This window comes from Pseudomonas sp. SF2, from assembly GCF_036858055.1.
Classification (GTDB): Bacteria; Pseudomonadota; Gammaproteobacteria; order Pseudomonadales; family Pseudomonadaceae; genus Aquipseudomonas.
This window is the reverse complement of the sequence record NZ_JAMBDI010000061.1, coordinates 1-22124: the sequence shown is the minus strand read 5'-3', so window position 1 is coordinate 22124 and position 22124 is coordinate 1. Positions and strand designations below refer to the sequence as shown.

Below are 22124 nucleotides of genomic sequence, written 5' to 3'. Positions count from 1 at the left end.
CACCGCGTTGGATTCTTCGCGCAGGTGCTGCACCTGGCTTGAGGCCAACGAAATCGAGGTGGGAGTGAACGAGCACTCGGAAAAGGCCATGAAAGCGTTGGTTACATTGCTCTATGCCGCCCTGTGGTCGATGGGACCATAGTTCATGCGTGTTCCGGATCGCTGTCTTGAGCTGGCCGGGGTGCCACTGGTCGCCCAGGCTCGGCAAACGGTAGATTTGATTCGGGTTTTGTACGATGATTTTCGTATTGACAGGGATGAGCTATGAAATTCGGCTTCAGGGAGGCTCAGCGAGCGGTGATAGCGGCGCTTGAGTCAGGGGAGTATCAACACGTTTCACGCAGGGATATCGACGTAAAGAACCTGCTGGCTACAGGGGAAGTGTCAGCCGGTGAGGTTGCCGAAGTCGTTCGCTCATGCAGGGGTATTCATCACGTCAGTACCCCTCACCATGTCGTCGCAGCCATCGAGGTGCATGTGCTCAAACGGGATGGTTGGTACATAAAGTTCTTTTTCATCGAGCCAGACACCTGGTTCATCAGCGTTCACCAGTGAGTACCCAGATCATGAAGATCTTTTTCGAAGGCGACAGAGGAAAAGCGCTTTGCGAGCATTGCCAGGCAGTGGTGCCCACGCACTATGCTCGCCGGGATGTGCCGTTTAGCGATGGCCAAGGGGTGGCCAAGGACATTCTGGTGGGTGTGTGCGCCCGTTGTGATGGTGTGGTCGCCATTCCATCGCAATCCACACCGGCCATCCGTGAGGCGCGCAAGCAGCAGCTCAAGTCGATCGAGGCGCGTTTGCCGGCGGTCTATCTGGATGTACTCGATGCCGCCATGCATGCGGTCAGTAATGAGGCGGGGGCAAATTTGCGCAAGTTGTTTCTTGCCCACTATTTCCAACAGTTGGTGCAGGCGCAGCAGTGTGGGCAGTTGCATGCGGCGCATCAAACGTTCCTGCAGGCGCTGGATGAACAGCGAGAGCAGCGCGGGCTTGCGCGTTCCAATGCTACTCGGCGCTTGTCGATGAAGGTCAATCCGTACATGGCGGAGGACATGCTTGCGCTTCAGCAGCATACAGCGATGAACCAGACCGAATTGCTGAAGGCTGTGATCGCGCGTATTCAGGCGGATGTGCTGGAGAATCAGGATCAGGAGGTGATTCGAGCTTTGCAGCGGCTGGCGCGGTTGGCGTTGTAGTGAGCATTTGAAAGAAGCACAGCGTACCGCCAAGCGCTGTGCTTCACACACGGATCTTGAGTCTTTTTAGAGAAACTCATATCGGTTCCTACAAGAACTAATCAGATTTTTCCCCTTCCTCGTAGTCCATTTCTGAATCATCCTTTTCAAGCCGTTTCACCATTGCGATGGAAACCTGAGCCCCCTAGTCTCGCCTTGTCGTTGCAAATTCAACGACCGGGTCTGCAAGCCCGATGCTTGGTTTGGTCTCAGTTTGCTGTTGGCTTCGTTCAACGGTGGCTGCGTGCGGGTGGTCTTCGGGCCAGCCGGGAATCGACCTCCAAGCCCGGTCTTGCAGGCCCGCATGTAGCCGCCACCCTATCATCTGCAAGTGATCTGGCGACGGTCCGACTTGTTATTGTCTGGAGGCTGTCATGCTGAAACTCGTTTCCGATCCACCTTTCTCCACCGACCCATCGATCATGACCCTGGCGGTCGTGCATGAAATGGAGGCTGTGCGCACGCTGCTGGAATCGGCGATTGCGCAGATGCAGCTCAGGGGCAGGCAGCCGGTGCATACATTGCATTGATGGGCTGACTTTCAAATTTGGCGAGCCTGGGTGGTGCGGTTTTCCTACCAGCGACTGCAACCGGGAAATCGCACTGGCCGGCAGATTCACAAGAGGGTTTCAGATGGACAAGGAAATGGATGACGACACCGGCACACTGGGCCTGACCGTAGGTTCGGCCACGTTCCTGGATGGTGTGCTGGATGGCAAGAAACTGTTCCGCGTAGAACCGGGAAACTGCTGCGACCATGCCATCGAACAAGCGTCGGTATTGATGGACTGCTCTCGGCGAGCGTCGTTCATCGGGGTGATGGACAACGAACCGGTGCTGGTCTGGGCTTCGCACTTTCTCTGCGACATGGCCAAGGCGCTGATGGATGACGCCCACATGGGTATGCGCAAGAACCGATAGCCATGGGCGGCGATGTTGGCCCCCTGGTGTTGGCAGGGTGGGCTTGGCACCCTGCCAGTATTGTCTGATTGGCATGCAGGGGTTAGGTTGCAAGGCTCATTTCAAGGAAGATGACCGATGAAACGGACCCTACCTCTGGCATTCGCCTGCGCGCTTTTCCCCCTGCAAGCCTGGTCGGCGCTGGAAGTCGGCCAGTTCACCCTGGGCATGCCCAAGCCCCAGGCCATTGCCATTCTGCAGCAGCAGTTCGATGAGGTTGAGCATTTCACCGGCTATCACTACCAGGTGCCTACCGAGTTCTTTCAGGGGAATGACCCGAAGGGCAATTACAACCTGGGCGGTATTGCCATCACGCAAGTGAAGGCATCGTTCAACGAGGCCGACCAGCTTCGCCAGGTGGAGGTGCGGCTGGCCAGCACCGACGAGGCGCGGGTCCAGCAACTGTTGCCGATGACCAGGCAGGCCAAGCCTGTGCCGAATAGCGGCGGCCGGCTCGAGGCGTTTTCCGCGGACGGCGAACTGGTGTATTGGGTGTCCAAGGACCGGGACTGGACGGTGGTGACCATCGCCGACAAGGCCAGCTCGGAGAAGAACATCAAGGCGCGAGCCGAGAGTGACAAGCGCTCTGCTCAACTGAACCGCAAGTTCGACAAGCTGATCGAGACGGCCAAGGCAGTGGAAGGCAAGCACTGATCGACAAAGCCGTGCAGCCTTGAAGCCTTGGGCATACCATGCATTCATGGGACTGCACATAACTCATTGAATTGGCAGGGACCCTGTGGGAGCGGCTTTAGCCGCGAACACCGGCGCAGCCGGTGCCATGCACCGCGTTGGATTCTTCGCGGCTAAAGCCGCTCCCACAGGTTACGTGGGCCGCTTGCGAATTCAGTTCTCTAAGCGACAGCGCAGCAGAATAAGGCCAGAAACAGCCCGCGTCGGTTTCAGGATGCGCCTGGTCGTTCGCACGCAACCCCTCGACGCCACAAGTGCCATGCTTGCAGGATGCCTTCGGACCAGCGCGCGCAGACGTGCGGCCGTAGGCGAGGAGGCCGCTGGCACCACGCAACCGTGACGTGGCCGGCGCGCCGCAGCAGAACACGCCGGATACCTGCCCTCACAACAATTCAGGCAGGGTCCGTGATGCCGAGGTCCGCTGTATGCCTGATGAATTGCTCCACCTGCCTGTGATCCACCGCATTCTGGCCCGTGACAAGGATACCCCCGGCGCCCTGTTGCCGATCCTGCATGCCATCCAGCACGACATCGGCTACATCCCCGATGCCGCTGTCGCCGAAATTGCCCATGCCTTGAACCTCAGCCTGGCCGAGGTACGCGGGGTGATCAGCTTCTACCACGATTTCCGCACCACGCCACCGGCGCGCCACACCTTGCGCCTGTGCCGCGCCGAGTCGTGCCAGAGCCGGGGCGCCGAGGCACTGGCCGCACAACTGCGCGAACAGCTGGCGCTGGACGACCATGGCACCAGCGCCGACGGCGCCATCAGTCTGCGCCCGGTGTACTGCCTGGGCGCCTGTGCCTGCTCGCCAGCGCTGGAACTGGACGGCCAGGTGCATGCGCGCCTTACCCCTGAGCGCCTGCGCGCACTGGTCAACGCTTGCCGGGAGGACGCAGCATGCTGAAGCTGTATATCCCCTGCGATTCGGTAGCCCGTGCCGTGGGTGCCGATCAGGTCGCTGATGCCTTGCAGCGCGAGGCCGAGCGCCGCCAGCTGCCGCTGGACATCCAGCGCACCAGCTCCCGCGGGCTGTACTGGCTGGAGCCGTTGCTGGAGTGCGACAGCGCGCAAGGGCGCCTGGGTTTCGGCCCGCTCACCCCGGAAGACGTGCCGTCCTTGCTCGACGCCTTGACCGGTGAGCCCGGCGAACCCGGAGGCCACTCGCTGGCGCTGGGGCCGGTCGAAGACATCCCTTACCTCAAGACCCAGCAACGCCTGCTGTTCGCTCGCGCCGGCATCACCCGCCCATTGTCGCTGGACGACTACCGCGCCCATGGCGGTTTTGCCGGCCTTGAAGCGGCCGTGGCCCTGGACGGTGCCGAAGTGGTCGCCGCCGTGCTCGATTCCGGCTTGCGCGGCCGCGGCGGTGCGGCGTTCCCGGCCGGCATCAAGTGGCGCACCGTGCGTGACGCCGGGGCCGGGCAGAAGTACGTGGTGTGCAACGCCGACGAGGGCGACTCCGGTACCTTCGCCGACCGCATGCTGATGGAAGGCGACCCGTTCCTGCTGATCGAGGGCATGATCATTGCCGGCCTCGCCGTGGGGGCCGACAAGGGCTACATCTATGTGCGCTCGGAATACCCCGACGCCATCCGCGCGCTCGACCAGGCCTTCGCCATCGCCCGCGACGCCGGCTACCTCGGCAGCGACGTGGCCGGCAGCGGCCTGGCCTTCGACCTGGAAGTGCGGGTCGGCGCCGGCGCCTATATCTGCGGCGAAGAAACCGCACTGCTCGAATCCATCGAAGGCAAGCGCGGCATCGTCCGCGCCAAGCCTCCGCTACCGGCGCTGCAGGGCCTGTTCGGCCTGCCGACGCTGGTGCACAACGTGCTTACCCTGGCCTCGGTACCCATCATCATGGCCAAGGGTGCGGCGTTCTACCGCGACTTCGGCATGGGCCGCTCGCTGGGCACCATGCCGTTCCAGCTGGCCGGCAACATCCGCCAGGGCGGCCTGGTGGAACGCGCCTTTGGCCTGACCCTGCGCGAACTGGTGGAAGGCTATGGCGGCGGCACGGCCAGTGGCCGGCCGTTGAAGGCCGCGCAGGTCGGTGGCCCGCTCGGTGCCTGGGTGCCGCCCAGCCACTTCGACACGCCGCTGGACTATGAAGCCTTCGCCGCCATGGGCGCGATGCTCGGCCATGGTGGTGTGGTGGTGGCTGATGACACCCTGAACATGGCCAGCATGGCGCGCTTCGCCTTGCAGTTCTGTGCCGAAGAGTCCTGTGGCAAGTGCACCCCGTGCCGCATCGGCTCGACCCGGGGCATGGAAGTGGTCGACCGGCTGATCGCCACCAGCGACATGACCGAGCGGCATGACCAGGCCCTGTTGCTGCGTGACCTGTGCGACACCATGCAATACGGCTCGCTGTGTGCCATGGGCGGCATGACCGCTTACCCGGTGGCCAGCGCCCTCAAGTACTTCCCTGCCGATTTCGGGCTGACCCACACGGAGGCCGCACAGTGATCAATTTCTTCGACCCCGCTTCTGATAAAAGCAGCGACCTCGGCACCCCGGCCCGTGACAGCGAGGTACAGGTCAGCCTGAGCATCGATGGCCGTGCCATCACTGTGCCCGCCGGTACCTCGGTGATGCGTGCCGCGGCCATGCTCGGCACCAGCATCCCCAAACTGTGCGCCACCGACAGCCTCGAAGCTTTCGGCTCGTGCCGCATGTGCATGGTGGAAATCGAAGGCATGCGCGGCTACCCGGCCTCCTGCACCACCCCGGTCAGCGAAGGCATGGTCGTACACACCGAAACGCCGCGCCTGGCCGGCCTGCGCCGCAACGTGATGGAGCTTTACATCTCCGACCACCCGCTGGACTGCCTGACCTGTTCGGCCAACGGCAACTGCGAGCTGCAGACCGTGGCTGGCCAGGTGGGCCTGCGCGAGGTGCGCTACGGCTACGACGGCGCCAACCACCTGGCCGAGAAAAAGGATGTATCCAACCCGTATTTCGACTACGAGCCGAGCAAGTGCATCGTCTGCAGCCGCTGCGTGCGTGCCTGCGAGGACATCCAGGGCACCTTCGCCCTGACCATCACCGGGCGCGGCTTCGAATCGCGGGTGGCAGCGGCGGGGGGTGAAAACTTCCTCGCTTCCGAGTGCGTGTCGTGTGGCGCCTGCGTGCAGGCCTGCCCGACCGCGACCCTGACGGAAAAGAGCCTGGTGCAGCTGGGCCAACCCGAGCGTGCGGTCATCACTACCTGCGCCTATTGCGGCGTCGGCTGCTCGTTCCGCGCTGAAATGAAGGGCGACCAGCTGGTGCGCATGGTCCCGGACAAGAACGGCGGTGCCAACCACGGCCACGCCTGCGTCAAGGGCCGCTTTGCCTGGGGCTACGCCACCCACCCGGACCGCATCACCAAGCCGATGATCCGCAAGCGCCTGGAAGACCCGTGGCAGGAAGTCAGCTGGGACGAGGCGGTGACCTACGCCGCCAGCGAGTTCCGCCGCATCCAGCTCAAGTACGGCCGCGACTCCATCGGCGGCATCACCTCCAGCCGCTGCACCAACGAAGAAGCCTACCTGGTGCAGAAACTGGTGCGCACGGCGTTCGGTAACAACAACGTCGACACCTGCGCACGGGTATGCCATTCGCCTACCGGCTATGGCCTGAAGCAGACCCTGGGCGAGTCGGCCGGTACGCAAAGCTTCGACTCGGTGATGCAGGCCGACGTGGTGCTGGTGATCGGCGCCAACCCTACTGACGCCCACCCGGTATTCGGCTCGCAGCTCAAGCGCCGCCTGCGCCAGGGCGCGCGACTGATCGTGATCGACCCCCGGCGCATCGACCTGGTCGATTCGCCGCATGCCCGCGCCGAGCTGCACCTGCAACTGCGCCCGGGCACCAACGTGGCCATGCTCAATGCGTTGGCCCACGTGATCGTCACTGAAGGCCTGCTGGCCCAGCGTTTCATCGATGCCCGCTGCGAAACCGAGGATTTCGTCCGCTGGCGCGACTTCGTCAGCCAGGCGGAAAACGCCCCCGAAGTGCTTGGCCCGGTCTGCGGCGTGCCTGCCGAGCAGATCCGTGCCGCCGCCCGCCTGTATGCAACCGGCGGCAACGCGGCCATCTACTACGGCCTGGGCGTCACCGAGCATAGCCAGGGCAGTACCGCGGTGATGGGCATCGCCAACCTGGCCATGGCCACCGGCAACATCGGCCGTGAAGGGGTAGGGGTGAACCCGCTGCGCGGGCAGAACAACGTGCAGGGCTCGTGCGACATGGGCTCGTTCCCCCACGAACTGCCCGGCTACCGGCACATTTCCAACGAAGGTGTGCGCGCCGAGTTCGAGCGTGCCTGGGGCGTGACCTTGCAGCCCGACCCGGGCTTGCGCATCCCCAACATGTTCGAGGCGGCGCTGGACGGCAGCTTCAAGGCCCTGTACTGCCAAGGCGAGGACATTGCCCAGAGCGACCCCAACACCCAGCACGTCACCGCGGCCCTGCTGGCCATGGAGTGCGTGGTGGTGCAGGACATCTTCCTCAACGAAACGGCCAAGTTCGCCCATGTGTTCCTGCCGGGCAGCTCGTTCCTGGAGAAGGACGGCACTTTCACCAATGCCGAGCGGCGCATTTCGCGGGTGCGCAAGGTCATGGAACCGCTGGCCGGCAAGGCCGACTGGGAGGCGACCGTGGCCCTGGCCAATGCCCTGGGCTACCCGATGAACTACCGCCACCCGTCCGAGATCATGGACGAGATCGCCCGCCTGACGCCTACCTTCCACCGCGTCAGCTACGCCGAGATCGACCGCCACGGCAGCCTGCAGTGGCCGTGCAACGACGCCGCGCCCGATGGCACGCCGACCATGCACATCGACCAGTTCGTGCGCGGCAAGGGGCGCTTCATGCTCACCGGCTACGTGCCCACCGACGAGAAGGTCAACACCCGCTACCCGCTGCTGCTGACCACCGGGCGCATCCTCAGCCAGTACAACGTCGGCGCCCAGACCCGGCGCACCGCCAATGTCGCCTGGCATGACGCCGACCGCCTGGAAATTCACCCGACCGACGCCGAAAGCCGTGGCATCCAGGATGGCGACTGGGTCGGCATCGGCAGCCGTGCCGGGCAGACCGTGCTGCGCGCCAAAGTCAGCACGCGGGTGGCGCCGGGGGTGGTGTACACCACGTTCCACTTCCCTGAATCGGGGGCGAACGTGATTACCACCGACAACTCCGACTGGGCCACCAACTGCCCTGAGTACAAGGTGACGGCGGTGGAGGTAGTGAAGGTGTTCCAGCCTTCGCAGTGGCAGAAGCGCTACCAGGACTTCAGTGACGAGCAGCGGCGCTTGCTGAAGGAACGCCGTATTGCGGAGAAAACCGAGGTGCGCCGATGAGTAGTGAGAACCTGGTCAAGATGGCCAACCAGATTGCCCATTACTTTGACAGCGAGCCAGACCGGGCGCTGGCGGTGCAAGGGGTACGGCAGCATCTGCAGAGCTTCTGGACGCCGGCAATGCGCCGGCAGCTGGCGCAATGGGCCGAGGCCAATGCAGGGGAGGGCCTGGACCCGAAGGTGCGGGAGGCGTTGGCCTAGAGGTTTCTTGTAAGAAATCCCTGTGGGAGCGGGTTTACCCGCGAATGCGTCGTTGGACTTACCGCCGCCTTCGCGGGTAAACCCGCTCCCACAGGGGCCCTGCAATTTCAAGGAATCCTGTGTCCGCAAATTCAGCCGCGGGCCAATTCCGCCTGATGGGCAATTGCCTCCTCGCTCTTGAGCACCAGCACATCCCCTTCCAGCGAATCCAGCACCACTTCCGAGGTATTGCCAATCAACGCCCCGGAAATCCCCGTGCGGCACACGGTGCCGATCACCGTCACCACCGCATCGAGCTTCTGCTCGGTATACGGGATCAGTACATCAGCCGGCCCTTCGGCCACATGCAGGCACTCGTCGCTGATGCCGTACTCGGCCTGGAATGCCTTGCACGCCTCGCGGTAACGCTTCTCGATGGTTTCGGTCAACTGGTACACCGGGTCCGACGCCGACAGCATCGGCGAGGGATGGGCGCTGATGACGTGCAGCTCGCCCTTGGCCAGTTTGGCAATCTCGAAACCATGGTCGATGATGCTGGCATGCAGGCGGCGGTGGTCCTCGTCCTGGTTGCCTACGTCCACCGCAGCCAGGACCTTGCCGCCGGTCCATGGCCGCTCGCTCTTGACCATCAGCACGGCACACGGGCACTGGCGCAGCAGCTTCCAGTCGCTTGGGGTGAGCAGGGCCTTTTTCAGCGGGTTGTCCGGGCGGTGCTCCTTGATCACCAGCTCGCAGCCCTCGGCTTGCTGCACGTAGATGATGGTGTCGTGCAGGTTGTCGCGCCAGGCCTCTTCATGGGTGACGTTGTCGTACCCGTCATCATGCAACTGGCTGCTCAGCAGGCTCAGCAACGCGCTGTGGTCATGCCTTCTGTCGCACATCAGCAGGTGCAGGCGCGCGCCGGTGAGGCCGGCGATCAGCTTGGCCCGGGTCAGTGCCCGGCTGTGGGCGTGCTCGGGGTCGAGAACGACGAGGATGCTGCGGACGGCTTGCATGGGCGTTAGCTCCCTTCAAAGGTGGCGACCAATGCCTGACTATAGTCGGCGCTTCCCCCGCTGGCGCTTGATGTACATCAAGCATAGTCACTGGCGCCGCCCGCCGCCGCCGGTATAATCGCCGGCCCTGCCTGGTTCAATGTGGTTGCACGCTCATGTCCCTGATCCCCGAAATCGACGCCTTTCTTGGTTGCCCGACGCCAGATGCCTGGATCGAAGCGGCGCTCGCCGACCAGGAAACCCTGCTGATCGACCACAAGAACTGCGAATTCAAGGCTGCCAGCACCGCCCTGAGCCTGATCGCCAAGTACAACACCCACCTTGATCTGATCAACATGATGTCGCGCCTGGCCCGCGAGGAGCTGGTGCACCACGAGCAGGTGCTGCGCCTGATGAAGCGCCGTGGCGTGCCGCTGCGCCCGGTGTCGGCGGGGCGTTATGCGTCGGGGCTGCGGCGCCTGGTGCGCGCCCACGAGCCGGTCAAGCTGGTGGATACGCTGGTGGTGGGGGCATTTATCGAGGCGCGCAGCTGCGAGCGCTTTGCCGCGTTGGTGCCGCACCTGGATGAGGAACTGGGCCGCTTCTACCACGGCCTGCTGAAGAGCGAAGCGCGCCATTACCAGGGTTACCTGAAACTGGCGCACAACTACGGCGATGAGGCAGACATTGCCCGCCGGGTGGAGCTGGTGCGCGCAGCGGAGGTGGAGCTGATCCAGTCACCGGACCAGGAGCTGCGCTTCCACAGCGGTATCCCGCTGGCACAGGCCGCCTGATTCGCACCAGGCGGCCCTGGCGTCAGTGGCGACGGCCCAGCAGCAGGCCGGCTACCAGGCCGAGGCCCGCGGAAATGGCCACGGTCTGCCACGGGTGGCCGCCGATGTAGTCCTGGGTAGCCTCCACCACCGGTTGCGCCCTGCTGCGTACCTTGCTGGCGGCATGGCGCGCCTGGCGTAGCTTGAGGCTTACCTGCGCGCGCAGGGTTTCGGCCTCGTCACCCACCAGGGCGGCACTGTCGTTCAGCAGCTTTTCCGATTCTTCGATCAGCGCCTGCAGTTCGCTGAATACCTGGTCCTTGATCTGATCGCTGTCGGCCAGCGTGGCGTTTTTCCGGGCCATGAACTCGTCCTCGTCGAAGGTGTGGTTTGAACAATGGATGCCGGCGCGTCGGGAAAGTTGCGGCGGCTTTGGGCTGTTGCTGTACCTGGGTGTAAGATAGCGGCCATTTTCAAATCTGCAGGTACCTTCATGAGTTTCAATCTGGCCAACATGAGCTTCGAGGAACGGGCGCAGATCGAGGCAGAGAAGGCCCGGCTGTTCGAGCTGTGGCAGAACAACCTGGGCAAGGCCAAGGGCGAAGCGGCGCGGTTGATCGCCGAAAAGCCACGGCGCAAAGGCAAATGGGCCGAGTGGGTGCGCGCCGAACTGGATGGCATGTCGCCGCCCGAATACGCCAACATGGTGCGCAGCGAAGTCAACAAGCTGATGGCCGCGGCCAGCGCCAACCGTTGATCACACCCCGCCGGGCGCTTACCAGGAGGCGCCTTTGGGCAGGTCCAGCCTGCCCTCGTCGGTGAAGCGCACGGTCCCCAGCAGCCCGCCGGCCAGCTTGCCGCGCAGTACATAGGGCAGGCCCTGCAGCGAATCCACATGGCCCAGCCCATAGGCCTGGCGCAGGAAGGAAAACGCCGTGATGCTCACCGGCACCACGATCACTGCTTCGCCATAACGGCCAATGTGCCCCTGCTGGTCGCTGACCCCGGCAGCCAGCGGCTGGCCGTTCACTTCCAGGTTCAGGGCGATGCCGTTGTAGTCGATGGGCGCCTCGTTGGGGTTTTGCACCCGCATCTTCACCGCCATGCGCAGTTCCAGCTCCTGGCCGGGTAGCGGCTCGATACCGATCACGCTGATATTGACCGGGTCGCGTGCCTGGAACAGCGCGCAGGCCCCCAGGCCGTAGGCCATCAGCAGGACCAGGAACAGGCGGGCGTAGCGTTGCAGACGGGCAGCCATGGGTTGCGACCTTGCCAGAGTGGGCGAATGGGCAGTGTGGCAAATGCGCGTCGGCGTTGAAAGTCTCCCTCCATATGAAAGATACTGTTTCTCATTAACGCCCGATAAATTTTCCTACTGGCTGTTCCCAAACCCATGCTGACCTCACCCGTGTCGGGCCTGCTGGCGAGTTTCCAGGAGCACTACGACGACCTGCTGCAGTTCCTGACCCGGCGCATGAGCGACCGCCAGCGTGCTGCCGACGTCGCGCAGGAAACCTACCTGAAGCTGGTGAACATCGACCAGCAGGCAGTGCCGGTGCTGCACGCGCGCAGTTTCATCTTCCGCGTGGCCGGCAACCTGGCGATCGATGCCTTGCGCCGCGAGCAGCGCATTGCCGCCAGCCACGACGACTGCGAGCGGGCAGGTGAGGTGGCCTGCCCGGCGCCGGCACCCGAGGCGGCGTTGCTGGCCCGGGAGCGTCTGCAGATTCTCGACCAGGCGCTGCTGCAACTGCCCGACAATGCCCGCCAGGCGCTGTTGCTCAACCGCGTCGAAGGCCTGACCCAGGCGCAGATCGCGCAACGCCTGGGGGTTTCCGAAAGCATGGTGGCGAAATACATCGGCCAGGCCCTGCGCCATTGCCGAGGCTGGCTCAAACAGGCGGGGGTGGCTGCTGCGCTGGTGTTGGCCGTTGGTGTGGCGGGTTGGCAGCAGGCGCCGGTGCTGCTGGCGGATTACCGCACCGGGGTGGGGGAGCGGCAGGTGGTGACCCTGGCCGATGGCACACGGGTGACGCTGAACAGCGCCAGTGCCCTGAGCGTGGTGTTCAGCGACCGTGAGCGGCGGGTGGTGCTGGCGTCTGGCGAGGCCTTGTTCGAGACCACCGATGATTCACGGCCCTTTGTGGTCGATACGGCCGGTGAGCGGGTGCAGGGGCGTGCGGCCACCTTCAGCGTGCGTCGCGATGGCCGCGTGGTATTGGCACAGGGTGAGGCCAAGGTTGGCGAGCATGAACTGGCAGTAGCGGCCGATGCCGGCACGCAGATGGCCTGGCAGCGCGGCAAGCTGATCTTCAACGGCAAGCCGCTGGGGCAGGTGCTGGCGGAGCTTGAGCGTTACCGGCATGGGCGCATTGTGCTGTCGGACAGCAAGCTCGCGGCGATGGAGGTGAGCGGGGTGTTCGACCTCGATGAGCCGGAGGCCCTGTTGCAGACACTTGAACAGCGCTATGGGCTGAAGGTGACCTACCTGCCGTGGCTGGCCGTGGTTCATTGACTCGCCTGTGTCGGCCCCTTCGCGGGCTTGCCCGCTTCCACAGGTATTCCACAGATCTTGAATCCTGTGGTGTACCTGTGGGAGCGGGCAAGCCCGCGAAGAGGCCGGCACAGAAATAAAAATATTTTCCATTTGGCACTGCAAGTTCCTGCCAGCCAGATCGTCGTAGAGGGACTGATCAGCAACCCATTCTCATTTACGACTTGTCAGGAAGCTCATTCGTGCCTCTGATGCTCAAGCCCTTGCACCGCCGCCGCGGCCCTCTTCACCATGCCCTGATGTCCTGCAGTGCCCTGGCCATGCTGGTCGGCCCGCTGCAGGCGTCGGCCTCGACCGCCACCGAACAGGCCCAGACCCAGGCTCGCCAGGTCCAGCTCGACCTGCCAGCCCAGCCGCTGGACCATGCCCTGACCACCTTCGCCGACCAGGCCGGCCTGCACCTGCTGTACACCACCGGCGATGTCGCCGGCCAGGCCAGCCCGGCCTTGCAGGGCAGCTACAGCGTCGAGCAGGCCCTGCAACAGTTGCTGGCCGGCACTGGCATGAGCTGGCACTTCAGTGATGCCCGCACGGTGACCCTGCGTAAGGCCGACGCCGCGCCGCAAGCGGTCAACCTCAAGCCGATCGAGGTCAGCGTGGCCTCGCGCACCAGCACCGCCATCAGCGAAATCCCCGGCACCGTGTGGGTGGTCGACCAGCAGCAGTTGCGCGAGCAGATCGACAGCGGCGTCAGCCTGAAGGAAGCCATCGGCAAGCTGGTGCCAGGCCTCGACCTGGCGCCGGAAGGGCGCACCAACTACGGCCAGAACATGCGCGGGCGCAACGTGCTGGTGATGATCGACGGGGTCAGCCAGAACAGCTCGCGCGGCCTGTCGCGCCAGTTCGACAGCATTTCGCCGTTCAACGTCGAGCGCGTCGAAGTGCTGTCCGGTGCCAGTGCCATCTAAGGCGGCGGCGCCACCGGCGGCATCATCAACATCGTGACCAAGAAGGGCGAACCCGGCCCGGCGCGCTTCGAGACCCAGCTCGGTGCCAGCAGCGGCTTCAACAACAGCGATGACCTGGCCACCCGCTTCGCCCAGTCGGTCAGCGGCGGCAACGAGCGGGTCAATGCCCGGCTGGGGGTTTCCGGCGAGCAGAACGAAGCCTTCTACGACGGCGCCGGCGACCAGATCTTCATCGACAACACCCAGACCGACCTGCAGTACAACCGCACCATCGACGTGCTCGGTACCTTGGGGATGCAACTGAACGACCAGCAGAGCCTCGACCTGCTGGCCCAGTACTATGACTCGGGCAACCACGGCAGCACCGGCATCTACTTCCCCCACCTGAACTACAACGCCCCGTCCGACCTGGAAGACGCCGAGCTGCGCAGCGGCTACTCGTCAGACCTGGAGCCGCGTACCCGGCGCCTGCTGCTGAACGCCAACTACCACCACACCGACGTGCTGGGCCAGGACTTCTACCTGCAGGCCTCGTACCGCAAGGAAGACGACAACTTCTACCCGTTCCCGTACTACAACCGCGCCACGCCCACCGGCTCGCGCGGGGTGTACTTCGCCGCCTCGCAGCAGAACTTCGAGGTCACCAGCCTCAAGGGCCTGTTCGCCAAGCAGTGGGATACGCTGAAGCTGACCTACGGCGTCGACCTGGACCGCGAGCGCTTCAACGCCGAGCAGACCACTTTCAACGCCCGGACATCGTCCGAGTCGGGTGGGCTGGAGCTGGAGAAGGACAGCAAGGCCGCCCGCTACCCCAGCTACCGGGTCGATGGCGTGTCGGTGTACGCCCAGCTGGACTGGCATGCCACCGATAACCTGGCCTTGTCCGGCGGCGCCCGGCGCCAGCAGATGGACGTGGACGTCAGCGACTTCAAGGGCGTGCCGGGCGGCAGCAACGATTACCAGGTCAACCTGTTCAATGTCGGTGCCATCTACGACTTCAAGAATGGCCACCAGGTATGGACCAACTACGGCGAAGGCTTCGACCTGCCCGACCCGGCCAAGTACTACGGCAAGCCCGGCCTGAGCGTGGCCGACAACCCGCTGGCCGGCATCAAGAGCCGCCAGGTGGAGCTGGGCTGGCGCTATGCCGACCTGGACTGGGACGCCCAGGCGGCGCTGTACTACATCTGGTCGGACAAGATCATCAACGTCGATTCGCAGACGCTGACCATCAATGTGGAAGAGCAGAAAAGCCGTGACTTCGGCTTTGAAGGCGCGCTGACCCGGCACTTCCAGACGGGTTGGGAAGCCGGTGGCACCCTGCACCTGACCCGCTCCGAGGAAGAAGCTGTCGATGGCGGCTGGATCAAGCGCGATGCCCGCTATGCCTCGCTGTCCAAGGCTACCGCGTTCGTCGGCTGGAAGGGCGATGGCCGCAGTGCGCGGCTGCAGGCCAACCATGCCTTCAGCCTGAAGGACGATGCCGACCACGAGATCGACGGCTACACCACCTTCGACCTGCTGGGCAGCCAGGATACCGGCTTCGGCACCTTCAGCGCCGGCATCCAGAACCTGCTGGACAAGCAGTACAGTACGGTCTGGGGGCAGCGTGCGACGCTGTTCTACTCGCCAACCTACGGGCCGGCGTACCTGTATGACTACCAGGGGCGTGGACGCACCTACACCCTGACCTGGAGCATGGCTTACTGATGGGTGTTGTCTGTCCCGGCCTCTTCGCGGGTAAACCCGCTCCCACAGGCACGGCGCAGCCCTCAGGCTGTGTGAGAACCCTGTGGGAGCGGGTTCACCCGCGAAGAGGCCAGGTCAGGCAAACGCCGCCAGCAAATCCTGCGCAAACGCCTGCTGTGCCTCGCCAACCGCCTGCGCCCGGTGCCTGGCCAGGGTAAACGGCACCACAAAGTCCAGCCCCGGGTCCAGCGCCCACAACAGCCCTTCAGCCTCCCACCCCTGTGCGCAATGGCACGGCAGATAGCCAATATGCCGCCCCGACAGAATGAACGTCAGCACGCTCTCGATCTGCTCCGCCACCGCCATGCTGCGCTGGCTCTGGAACGGCTCGCCGCCCTTGAGCAACCGGTACGGATGGCGCACCTGGTCCATCGCCAGCAACCGCTCCCGCCCAACGCCAGCCTCACCGAACAGCACATGCCCCTTGCCGCAATACAGCCGTTGCCGCTCCTCGAACAGCGGCTGGTAATCGAAGGCTGCCTGGTTGCCGGAAAAGTAGCTGATGGCGTAATCCAGCCGCTGCTCCAGCAACAACCGCTCCAGCTCTGCCGGCGGGGCACTGATCAGTTCCAGTTGCACCGCCTCCTCGCGCCTGCGAAACGCCGCAATGGCCGCCGCCAGCTTCAGGCTTACCGCCTTGTCCTGGTGCTCCGCCATGCCGATCCGCACGGTCCCCAGCAGCCGCCCGGCAACGCCATTGGCCTGCTGGCGAAACTGCTCGATGTTCAGCAGCAACCCACGGGCGGCGTCCAGCAACAACGCGCCTTTTTCCGTCAGGTGAAAACCACCCTTGCCGCGGCTGCACAGGCGGTAGCCCAGCCGCGTTTCCAGCTGCGCCATGCGCTGGCTGATGGTGGGCTGACTCAGGCCCAGCACGCCTTGCGCGGCGCTGAAGCCACCGGCCTCGACTACAGTGACGAACAGCCGCAGCAGGTGCAGGTCGGGGTCGTGCAGTTGTCCGAGCATTACATTGCTCCTGATGAATGTCAGCTTTGCAAACTTGCCATTCCTGCAATGTAACCCGGCTGGCATGCTCGCGGCATCCACCCATTTGCCGAGGTGTCCGCCATGCGTCGATCGTTGTGCCTGCTGTCCCTGGTCCTGGCCTTGCCGCTGCAGGCCGAAGAAAAGGTCGTCAACCTCTACAGCTGGGCCGACTACGTCGCCCCGCAAACCCTCCAGCGCTTCGAGCAGGAAACCGGCTACAAGGTCCGCTACGACACCTTCGACACCACCGAGGTACTGGAAACCAAGCTGCTGACCGGTGGCAGCGGCTATGACGTGGTGGTGCCGTCGTCGGCCGTGCTGGCCCGGGCGCTCAAGGCCAACGCCCTGCAAGCACTCGACCCCCAGGCCATGCCCGGCTACGCCAACCTTGACAAGGACCTGCTGGCCAAGCTCGCCGAGGCCGACCCCGGCAACCGCCATGCCGTGCCCTACACCTGGGGCACACTGGGCCTGGGGGTGAATGTGGAGGCCGTGCGCCAGCGCCTGGGCGATGTGCCGCTGGACAGCCTCGACCTGCTGTTCAAGCCTGAGTACGCCAGCCGGCTGAAGGACTGCGGCATCGCCATGCCCGACTCGCCGCAGGAGGTGATCGGCGTGGCCCTGAACTACCTGGGCAAGGACCCTTACAGCCAGAGCAAAGACGACCTGGCCGCAGCGCAGAACCTGCTGAGCCAGCTGCAGCCGTCGATCAGCTACGTCGCCAATGGCCGGCAGATCAGCGACCTGGCCAACGGTAGCGTGTGCCTGGCGCTGACCTACAACGGTGATGCGGCGATGGCCGCCGACCAGGCGCGCCGCGCCGGCAAGCCGTTCGAGCTGATCTACCGCATCCCCCGCGAAGGCACGCTGGTGTGGCAGGACAACCTGGTCATCCCCAAGGACGCCCCGCACCCCGAGGCCGCGCGGGCGTTCATCGCCTTCATGCTCAAGCCCGAGTCGGTGGCCGCGCTGACCAACACGCTGTTCTTCGCCAACGCCAACCAGGCGGCCACGCCGCTGGTGGATGAAGCGGTGCGCAACGACCCGGACATCTACCCGCCGGCCGCGGTGCGCCAGCGCCTGTATGCCGACCGCAGCATGGCCCTGGCCGACCTGCGCCAGCGCAACCGCCTGTGGACCGCGTTCCGCAGCCGCCAGTAACCCATGACGACAAAGGAGCCCGACCGTGGAGCAAGCAGCAAACAACGACCAGGCCATGACCCGCGACAGCCTGTATGGCACCGCTGCGGAGAGTACCTACGCCGGCATTACCAGTTTCTCCCGCCGCCGCTACAGCCGTGACCTGCGTGGCGTCGATGTGGTGGTCAGCGGTGTGCCGTTCGATACTGCCACCAGCAACCGCCCTGGTGCGCGCTTCGGCCCACGGGCGATCCGCGCCGCTTCGGTGCAGCAGGCCTGGGCCCGGCACTGGCCGTGGGCGTTCGACCCGTTCGACCACCTGGCGGTGATCGACTATGGCGATTGCGCCTTCGACAGCGGCACCCCGCAGTCGGTACCGGACAGCATCGAGGCCCATGCCACGCATATTCTGCAAGCAGGCTGCGCCATGCTCACCTTGGGCGGCGACCATTTCATCAGCTACCCGCTGCTCAAGGCCCATGCCCGCCGCCATGGTCCGCTGGCGCTGATTCACTTCGATGCGCACAGCGACACCTGGCCGGACGAGGAAGGCCAGCGCATCGACCACGGCACCATGTTCTGGCATGCGGCCCGCGAAGGCCTGGTGGACCCGGCCAGCTCGGTGCAGATCGGCCTGCGCACCACCAATGACGACAGCCAGGGTTTTGCCATCCTCGACGCCCGCCAGGTGCACCGGCAGGGCACCGAGGCGGTAATCGCGGCGATTCGCCAGCGGGTGGGCGAGCGGCCGGTGTACCTGACCTTCGATATCGACTGCCTCGACCCGGCCTACGCGCCCGGTACCGGCACGCCGGTGTGCGGCGGGTTGAGCACGGTGCAGGCGCTGGAGATCCTCGGCGGGCTGCGCGGCATCAACCTGGTGGGCATGGACCTGGTGGAGGTGGCGCCGGCCTATGACCATGCCGACATCACCGCGCTGGCGGGGGCCACCCTGGCGATGGAAATGCTGTGCCTGTATGCGGCGCGGCACAAGGTGGACAAGGGCCAGTAACCTGGGGCCGCTTTACGGCCCATTCGCAGCACAAGGCTGCTCCACAGGGAGCGGCCTTGTATCGCTAAAGGGCTGCGCAGCAGCCCCCAAGGCCCATACTGAAACATCAGGAATCATCTCCCCCCATATTCACACTTTTGCCGCGAACCCTTCGCGCCTTAGGCTATCAAACCCACCAGGCGCGGCATTTTCGTACAGGAGGTGAAGCATGACCCCGACATTGCCCATCCTGGCCCTCGGCCTGGCCCTGTACCTGCCTGTGCAAGCGGCCCCCGAACCGCCCTTGCAACTCGCCGCCGGCAACAACAACCCCTACAACAGCCCGATCCAGCGCGCCAACCCCAACAGCCGCCAGGGCAGCATGCCGGCCACACCGCCGGTGCGCGGCCCGTCCACCGACCCGTACCAGCGCACGCCAACCCTGGACAACCGCGGCATCGGCAACGGCGACAACCTGCGCCGCCAGCAGCAAACCCCGAACCTGGAGCCCACTCGACCACCCCGCGGCAACCCGCGCGCGCCTTGACCGCCCTACGAAAGGAATCCTGCATGCTTCGAGCACCCTGGCTTGTCACCCTGACCACCGCCGCACTGCTGCCCCTGCTGGCGCAGGCGGCGGCCGAACAGCAGTTCCGCAGTGAAGAAGGCACCTTGACCGTCAGCACAGTGGCCGATGGCCTGCGCAACCCTTGGGCCCTGGCATTCCTGCCGGGCGGCAAGGACATGCTGGTCACCGAGCGCGCCGGCAACCTGCGGGTGGTCAATGCCGAAGGCAAGGTCGGCCCGCCGATCAGCGGTGTGCCCAAGGTCTGGGCCGAGGGGCAGGGCGGCCTGCTGGATGTGGTGCTGTCGCCGGAGTTCGCCAAGGACCGCACTGTCTACCTGTCCTACGCCGAAGAGGGCAGTGATGGCAGGGCCGGCACAGCGGTCGGTCGTGGCCAGTTGTCCCAGGACCGCGCCCGGCTGGAAAACTTCAGCGTGATATTCCGCCAGCAGCCCAAGCTGTCGGAGGGCAACCACTTCGGCTCGCGCCTGGTGTTCGACCGCGACGGCTACCTGTTCATCGCCCTTGGCGAGAACAACCAGCGCCCGACTGCCCAGGACCTGGACAAACTGCAAGGCAAGATCGTGCGTATCTTGCCGGACGGCGAGGTGCCCAGGGACAACCCCTTCGTCGGCAAGGACAACGTGCGGCCAGAGATCTGGTCGTTCGGCCACCGCAACCAGCAAGGCGCCGCGCTCAACCCCTGGACCGGCAAGCTGTGGACCCACGAGCACGGCCCGCGTGGCGGCGACGAGATCAACATTCCCGAGCCCGGCAAGAACTATGGCTGGCCGATTGCGACCCACGGCATCAACTACTCGCTTCTGCCCATCCCCGAGGCCAAGGGCAAGCATGTGCAGGGCATGGTCGACCCACACCATGTGTGGGAGAAATCGCCAGGCATCAGCGGCATGGCGTTTTACGACAGCCCCACGTTCAAGGCCTGGGACCACAACCTGTTCATTGGTGCGCTGGCGACCCAGGAGCTGATCCGCCTGCAGCTGGATGGCGACAAGGTGGTGCATGAAGAGCGTTTGCTGGGTGAGCTGAAGGCGCGTATCCGCGATGTACGGGTGGGGCCGGATGGCTACCTGTATGTGCTGACCGATGACAAGGACGGCGCGCTGCTCAAGGTAGGCTTGGGCGACGCCTGATTACTTACTGTTGTACGCGGCCCCCTGTGGGAGCGGCAGCCTTTTGAATTTGGGGCAGACGGTTGTTCCTGCGAGGTCCGCGGGGTGTCAGCCGTGTAGAATGCCGCATGGTTATCGATCCCCATTCCCTCTACCAGCAGGCCCTGAGCACCCAGGGTTATGTCGCCGACCCTGCCCAGGCCCGTGCCGTCGAGGCCTTGCAGGCCTGTTTCCAGGCTGTCGAGCAGGGCCGCCCCACCCGGGGTATCTACCTCTGGGGCCCGGTCGGTCGCGGCAAGACCTGGCTGATGGACCAGTTCCACCGCTGCTTGCGGGTACCCAGCCGGCGTCAGCATTTCCACCACTTCATGGCCTGGGTCCACCAGCGCCTGTTCCAGCTCAACGGCACCGCCGACCCGCTGCTGGCGCTGGCCGGGGAGCTGGCCGGGCAGATTCGCGTGCTGTGCTTCGACGAGCTGTTCGTCAACGACATTGGCGACGCGATCATCCTCGGCCGCCTGTTCCAGGTCCTGTTCGACCAAGGCGTGGTGATTGTCGCCACCTCCAACCAGCCACCCGAGCAGCTCTACCGTGACGGCTTCAACCGCGAGCGTTTCCTGCCGGCCATCGCCGCCATCCAGCGGCACATGCAGGTACTGCCGGTAGCCGGCGAGCAGGACCACCGCCTGCACCCCGGTGCCGAGCGCCAGCGCTACTGGGTGGCGCAAGCGGGGCAGGCCAGCCAGCTGGGCGAGGTGTTCCGCCAGCTTAGCCCGAGCGATGCGGGCCACGATCAGCCCTTGGCCATCGGCTCCCGGCAGGTGCAGGTGGTGCGGCGCAGCGCGCAGGCCATCTGGTGCCGCTTCACCGACCTGTGCGAACAACCCTTGGCGGCCATGGAGTTCATGGCCCTGTGCGACCGTTTCCCGGCCATCCTGGTGTCGGGCATTCCTGCGCTGGGTGGGGAACAGCGGGCCGGGCGCATTGCCCGTGGCACCGAGGATGCTGCGGCGCGGGTGGTGGCGGGCGACCGCGAACTGCCGGCGCTGTCGCCCAAGGACGACGCGGTGCGCCGCTTCATTGCCCTGGTCGACGAATGCTACGACCGCCGCGTGGCGTTGTACCTGGAGGCACAGGTGCCGCTGGATGCCCTCTACACTCAAGGGTATCTGGCGTTCCCGTACCAACGGACCCTGAGCCGGCTACGGGAGATGCAACTGCAACGCTTCGCCTGAAAAGGAGCCGAACCATGGAGCCGCTGTCGCATCATCTGCTGACCCAGGCCTACAACAATGGCTGGGCCAACCACCGCCTGTACAAGGCCTGCCTGCAACTGACCCAGGACGAGTTCGTCGCCCCGCGCTGCAGCTTTTTCCCGTCGATCAAGGCCACCCTCAACCACTTGCTGACGGTGGACTGGTTCTACCTGCACATGCTCGAGTGCGAGCAGCGCGGCGAACTGCCTGACGCTGACGGCGAGCGTTTCTTCGAGCCGGAACAGCCCTTCGCCACCTGCACCGACCTGCATGCCGAGCAGGCCCAGGCCGATCACCGGCTGATCACCTATTGCCGGGGCCTGCGCGATGCTGAATTGGGGCGCTATGTGAACATCGTGCGCCCCGAGCGGGTACAGCGCGAGCAACGGCTGCGCCTGCTGGCGCACCTGTTCGAGCACCAGGTGCATCACCGCGGGCAGGTGCATGCGATGCTCAGTGATACGGCGGTGAGGCCGCCGCAACTGGATGAGTTTTTCTGCGAGGAAGAGGCGGGGTTGCGGGCAGGGGATTTTGCCGAGCTGGGCTGGACAGAGGAGCAGGTCTGGAAAGTGTAGGGGCCTCTGTGGGAGGCGTATGTCGTGAGATGTTCGGCGCCTGTGAGATCGAGCGCCGCCCGCGCGGCGCATCGCGAGC

The 22124-nt window shown here is 64.8% G+C and carries 22 protein-coding genes and 1 pseudogene; 19 read left to right on the top strand and 4 right to left on the bottom strand.

Translation table 11 applies throughout. The features are described 5' to 3' along the window. Positions 1–264 precede the first annotated feature (264 nt). From M2S36_RS23770 to M2S36_RS23730, 9 genes are all read left to right on the top strand, one after another. Entirely contained in the window at positions 265–555 is a 291-nt protein-coding gene (locus tag M2S36_RS23770; RefSeq protein ID WP_333957966.1) for a hypothetical protein, read from the top strand. A gap of 11 nt (positions 556–566) precedes the next feature. Beyond that, positions 567–1199: a hypothetical protein gene (locus M2S36_RS23765; protein WP_063914083.1), complete on the top strand. Its 633-nt coding sequence runs from the start codon at positions 567–569 to the stop codon at positions 1197–1199. A 413-nt stretch (positions 1200–1612) separates the two neighbouring features. Further along, complete coding sequence (locus M2S36_RS23760) at positions 1613–1768, top strand: hypothetical protein (protein ID WP_207831653.1); 156 nt, start codon at positions 1613–1615, stop codon at positions 1766–1768. 103 nt (positions 1769–1871) lie between these two features. Continuing rightward, complete coding sequence (locus M2S36_RS23755; RefSeq protein ID WP_207831651.1) at positions 1872–2159, top strand: DUF3077 domain-containing protein; 288 nt, start codon at positions 1872–1874, stop codon at positions 2157–2159. Positions 2160–2276: 117 nt separating this feature from the next. Then, complete coding sequence (locus tag M2S36_RS23750; protein ID WP_207831649.1) at positions 2277–2852, top strand: hypothetical protein; 576 nt, start codon at positions 2277–2279, stop codon at positions 2850–2852. A 464-nt stretch (positions 2853–3316) separates the two neighbouring features. Continuing rightward, the gene (locus M2S36_RS23745; RefSeq protein ID WP_015269625.1) at positions 3317–3799 is read left to right on the top strand and encodes a formate dehydrogenase subunit gamma; all 483 of its coding nucleotides are present in this window, start codon (positions 3317–3319) and stop codon (positions 3797–3799) included. Beyond that, a complete protein-coding gene (locus M2S36_RS23740) occupies positions 3793–5361 on the top strand; it encodes a formate dehydrogenase beta subunit (RefSeq protein ID WP_333957965.1) in 1569 nt (522 codons plus the stop codon). The genes M2S36_RS23745 and M2S36_RS23740 overlap by 7 nt, the downstream gene beginning before the upstream one ends. Beyond that, complete coding sequence (fdhF, locus tag M2S36_RS23735) at positions 5358–8240, top strand: formate dehydrogenase subunit alpha (RefSeq protein ID WP_333957964.1); 2883 nt, start codon at positions 5358–5360, stop codon at positions 8238–8240. Before M2S36_RS23740 ends, fdhF begins: the two co-directional genes overlap by 4 nt. Then, positions 8237–8440, top strand: coding sequence for a formate dehydrogenase subunit delta (locus M2S36_RS23730; RefSeq protein WP_233688185.1), 204 nt, complete (start codon positions 8237–8239; stop codon positions 8438–8440). The genes fdhF and M2S36_RS23730 overlap by 4 nt, the downstream gene beginning before the upstream one ends. Positions 8441–8571: 131 nt before the next feature. Here M2S36_RS23730 and M2S36_RS23725 read toward each other — a convergent pair whose 3' ends face one another. Next, a complete protein-coding gene (locus tag M2S36_RS23725; protein WP_207831644.1) occupies positions 8572–9435 on the bottom strand; it encodes a universal stress protein in 864 nt (287 codons plus the stop codon). A gap of 155 nt (positions 9436–9590) precedes the next feature. On the opposite strand from M2S36_RS23725, the gene M2S36_RS23720 reads away from it, so the two are divergent. Continuing rightward, positions 9591–10208 (top strand): tRNA-(ms[2]io[6]A)-hydroxylase, encoded by a 618-nt coding sequence (locus M2S36_RS23720; RefSeq protein WP_063913938.1) that lies wholly within the window; start codon positions 9591–9593, stop codon positions 10206–10208. Positions 10209–10230: 22 nt separating this feature from the next. Here the strand turns inward: M2S36_RS23720 and M2S36_RS23715 are convergent, their stop codons facing one another. Further along, positions 10231–10551 carry a DUF883 family protein gene (locus M2S36_RS23715; protein ID WP_207831642.1) on the bottom strand — a complete coding sequence of 107 codons (321 nt, stop codon included), beginning with the start codon at positions 10549–10551 and terminating at the stop codon, positions 10231–10233. A gap of 129 nt (positions 10552–10680) precedes the next feature. Here M2S36_RS23715 and M2S36_RS23710 point away from each other — a divergent pair, with 129 nt between their 5' ends. Next, positions 10681–10944, top strand: coding sequence for a hypothetical protein (locus tag M2S36_RS23710; RefSeq protein ID WP_025338356.1), 264 nt, complete (start codon positions 10681–10683; stop codon positions 10942–10944). Positions 10945–10962: 18 nt separating this feature from the next. Here M2S36_RS23710 and M2S36_RS23705 read toward each other — a convergent pair whose 3' ends face one another. Beyond that, positions 10963–11445 (bottom strand): LEA type 2 family protein, encoded by a 483-nt coding sequence (locus tag M2S36_RS23705; protein WP_207831640.1) that lies wholly within the window; start codon positions 11443–11445, stop codon positions 10963–10965. Positions 11446–11580: 135 nt separating this feature from the next. On the opposite strand from M2S36_RS23705, the gene M2S36_RS23700 reads away from it, so the two are divergent. Continuing rightward, positions 11581–12702: a sigma-70 family RNA polymerase sigma factor gene (locus M2S36_RS23700; protein WP_207831639.1), complete on the top strand. Its 1122-nt coding sequence runs from the start codon at positions 11581–11583 to the stop codon at positions 12700–12702. Positions 12703–12932: 230 nt separating this feature from the next. Further along, positions 12933–15359, top strand: a pseudogene (locus tag M2S36_RS23695) (TonB-dependent receptor). A 114-nt stretch (positions 15360–15473) separates the two neighbouring features. On the opposite strand, the gene M2S36_RS23690 reads toward M2S36_RS23695, so the two are convergent. Beyond that, positions 15474–16364 carry a LysR family transcriptional regulator gene (locus M2S36_RS23690; protein ID WP_333957963.1) on the bottom strand — a complete coding sequence of 297 codons (891 nt, stop codon included), beginning with the start codon at positions 16362–16364 and terminating at the stop codon, positions 15474–15476. A gap of 102 nt (positions 16365–16466) precedes the next feature. Here M2S36_RS23690 and M2S36_RS23685 point away from each other — a divergent pair, with 102 nt between their 5' ends. From M2S36_RS23685 to M2S36_RS23660, 6 genes are all read left to right on the top strand, one after another. Beyond that, positions 16467–17546, top strand: coding sequence for an extracellular solute-binding protein (locus M2S36_RS23685; protein ID WP_333957962.1), 1080 nt, complete (start codon positions 16467–16469; stop codon positions 17544–17546). 25 nt (positions 17547–17571) lie between these two features. After that, positions 17572–18537: an agmatinase gene (gene speB / locus M2S36_RS23680; RefSeq protein ID WP_063913945.1), complete on the top strand. Its 966-nt coding sequence runs from the start codon at positions 17572–17574 to the stop codon at positions 18535–18537. A gap of 208 nt (positions 18538–18745) precedes the next feature. Beyond that, positions 18746–19063, top strand: coding sequence for a hypothetical protein (locus M2S36_RS23675; RefSeq protein ID WP_063913946.1), 318 nt, complete (start codon positions 18746–18748; stop codon positions 19061–19063). Positions 19064–19086: 23 nt separating this feature from the next. Next, positions 19087–20235 (top strand): PQQ-dependent sugar dehydrogenase, encoded by a 1149-nt coding sequence (locus M2S36_RS23670; RefSeq protein WP_207831631.1) that lies wholly within the window; start codon positions 19087–19089, stop codon positions 20233–20235. Positions 20236–20342: 107 nt separating this feature from the next. Further along, positions 20343–21449, top strand: a complete 1107-nt coding sequence (gene zapE, locus M2S36_RS23665) for a cell division protein ZapE (protein ID WP_333957961.1) — start codon at positions 20343–20345, stop codon at positions 21447–21449. 14 nt (positions 21450–21463) lie between these two features. Continuing rightward, on the top strand, positions 21464–22045 hold the full coding sequence (locus M2S36_RS23660; protein WP_207831627.1) for a DinB family protein: 582 nt from the start codon (positions 21464–21466) through the stop codon (positions 22043–22045). The last annotated feature ends 79 nt before the right edge of the window (positions 22046–22124 follow it).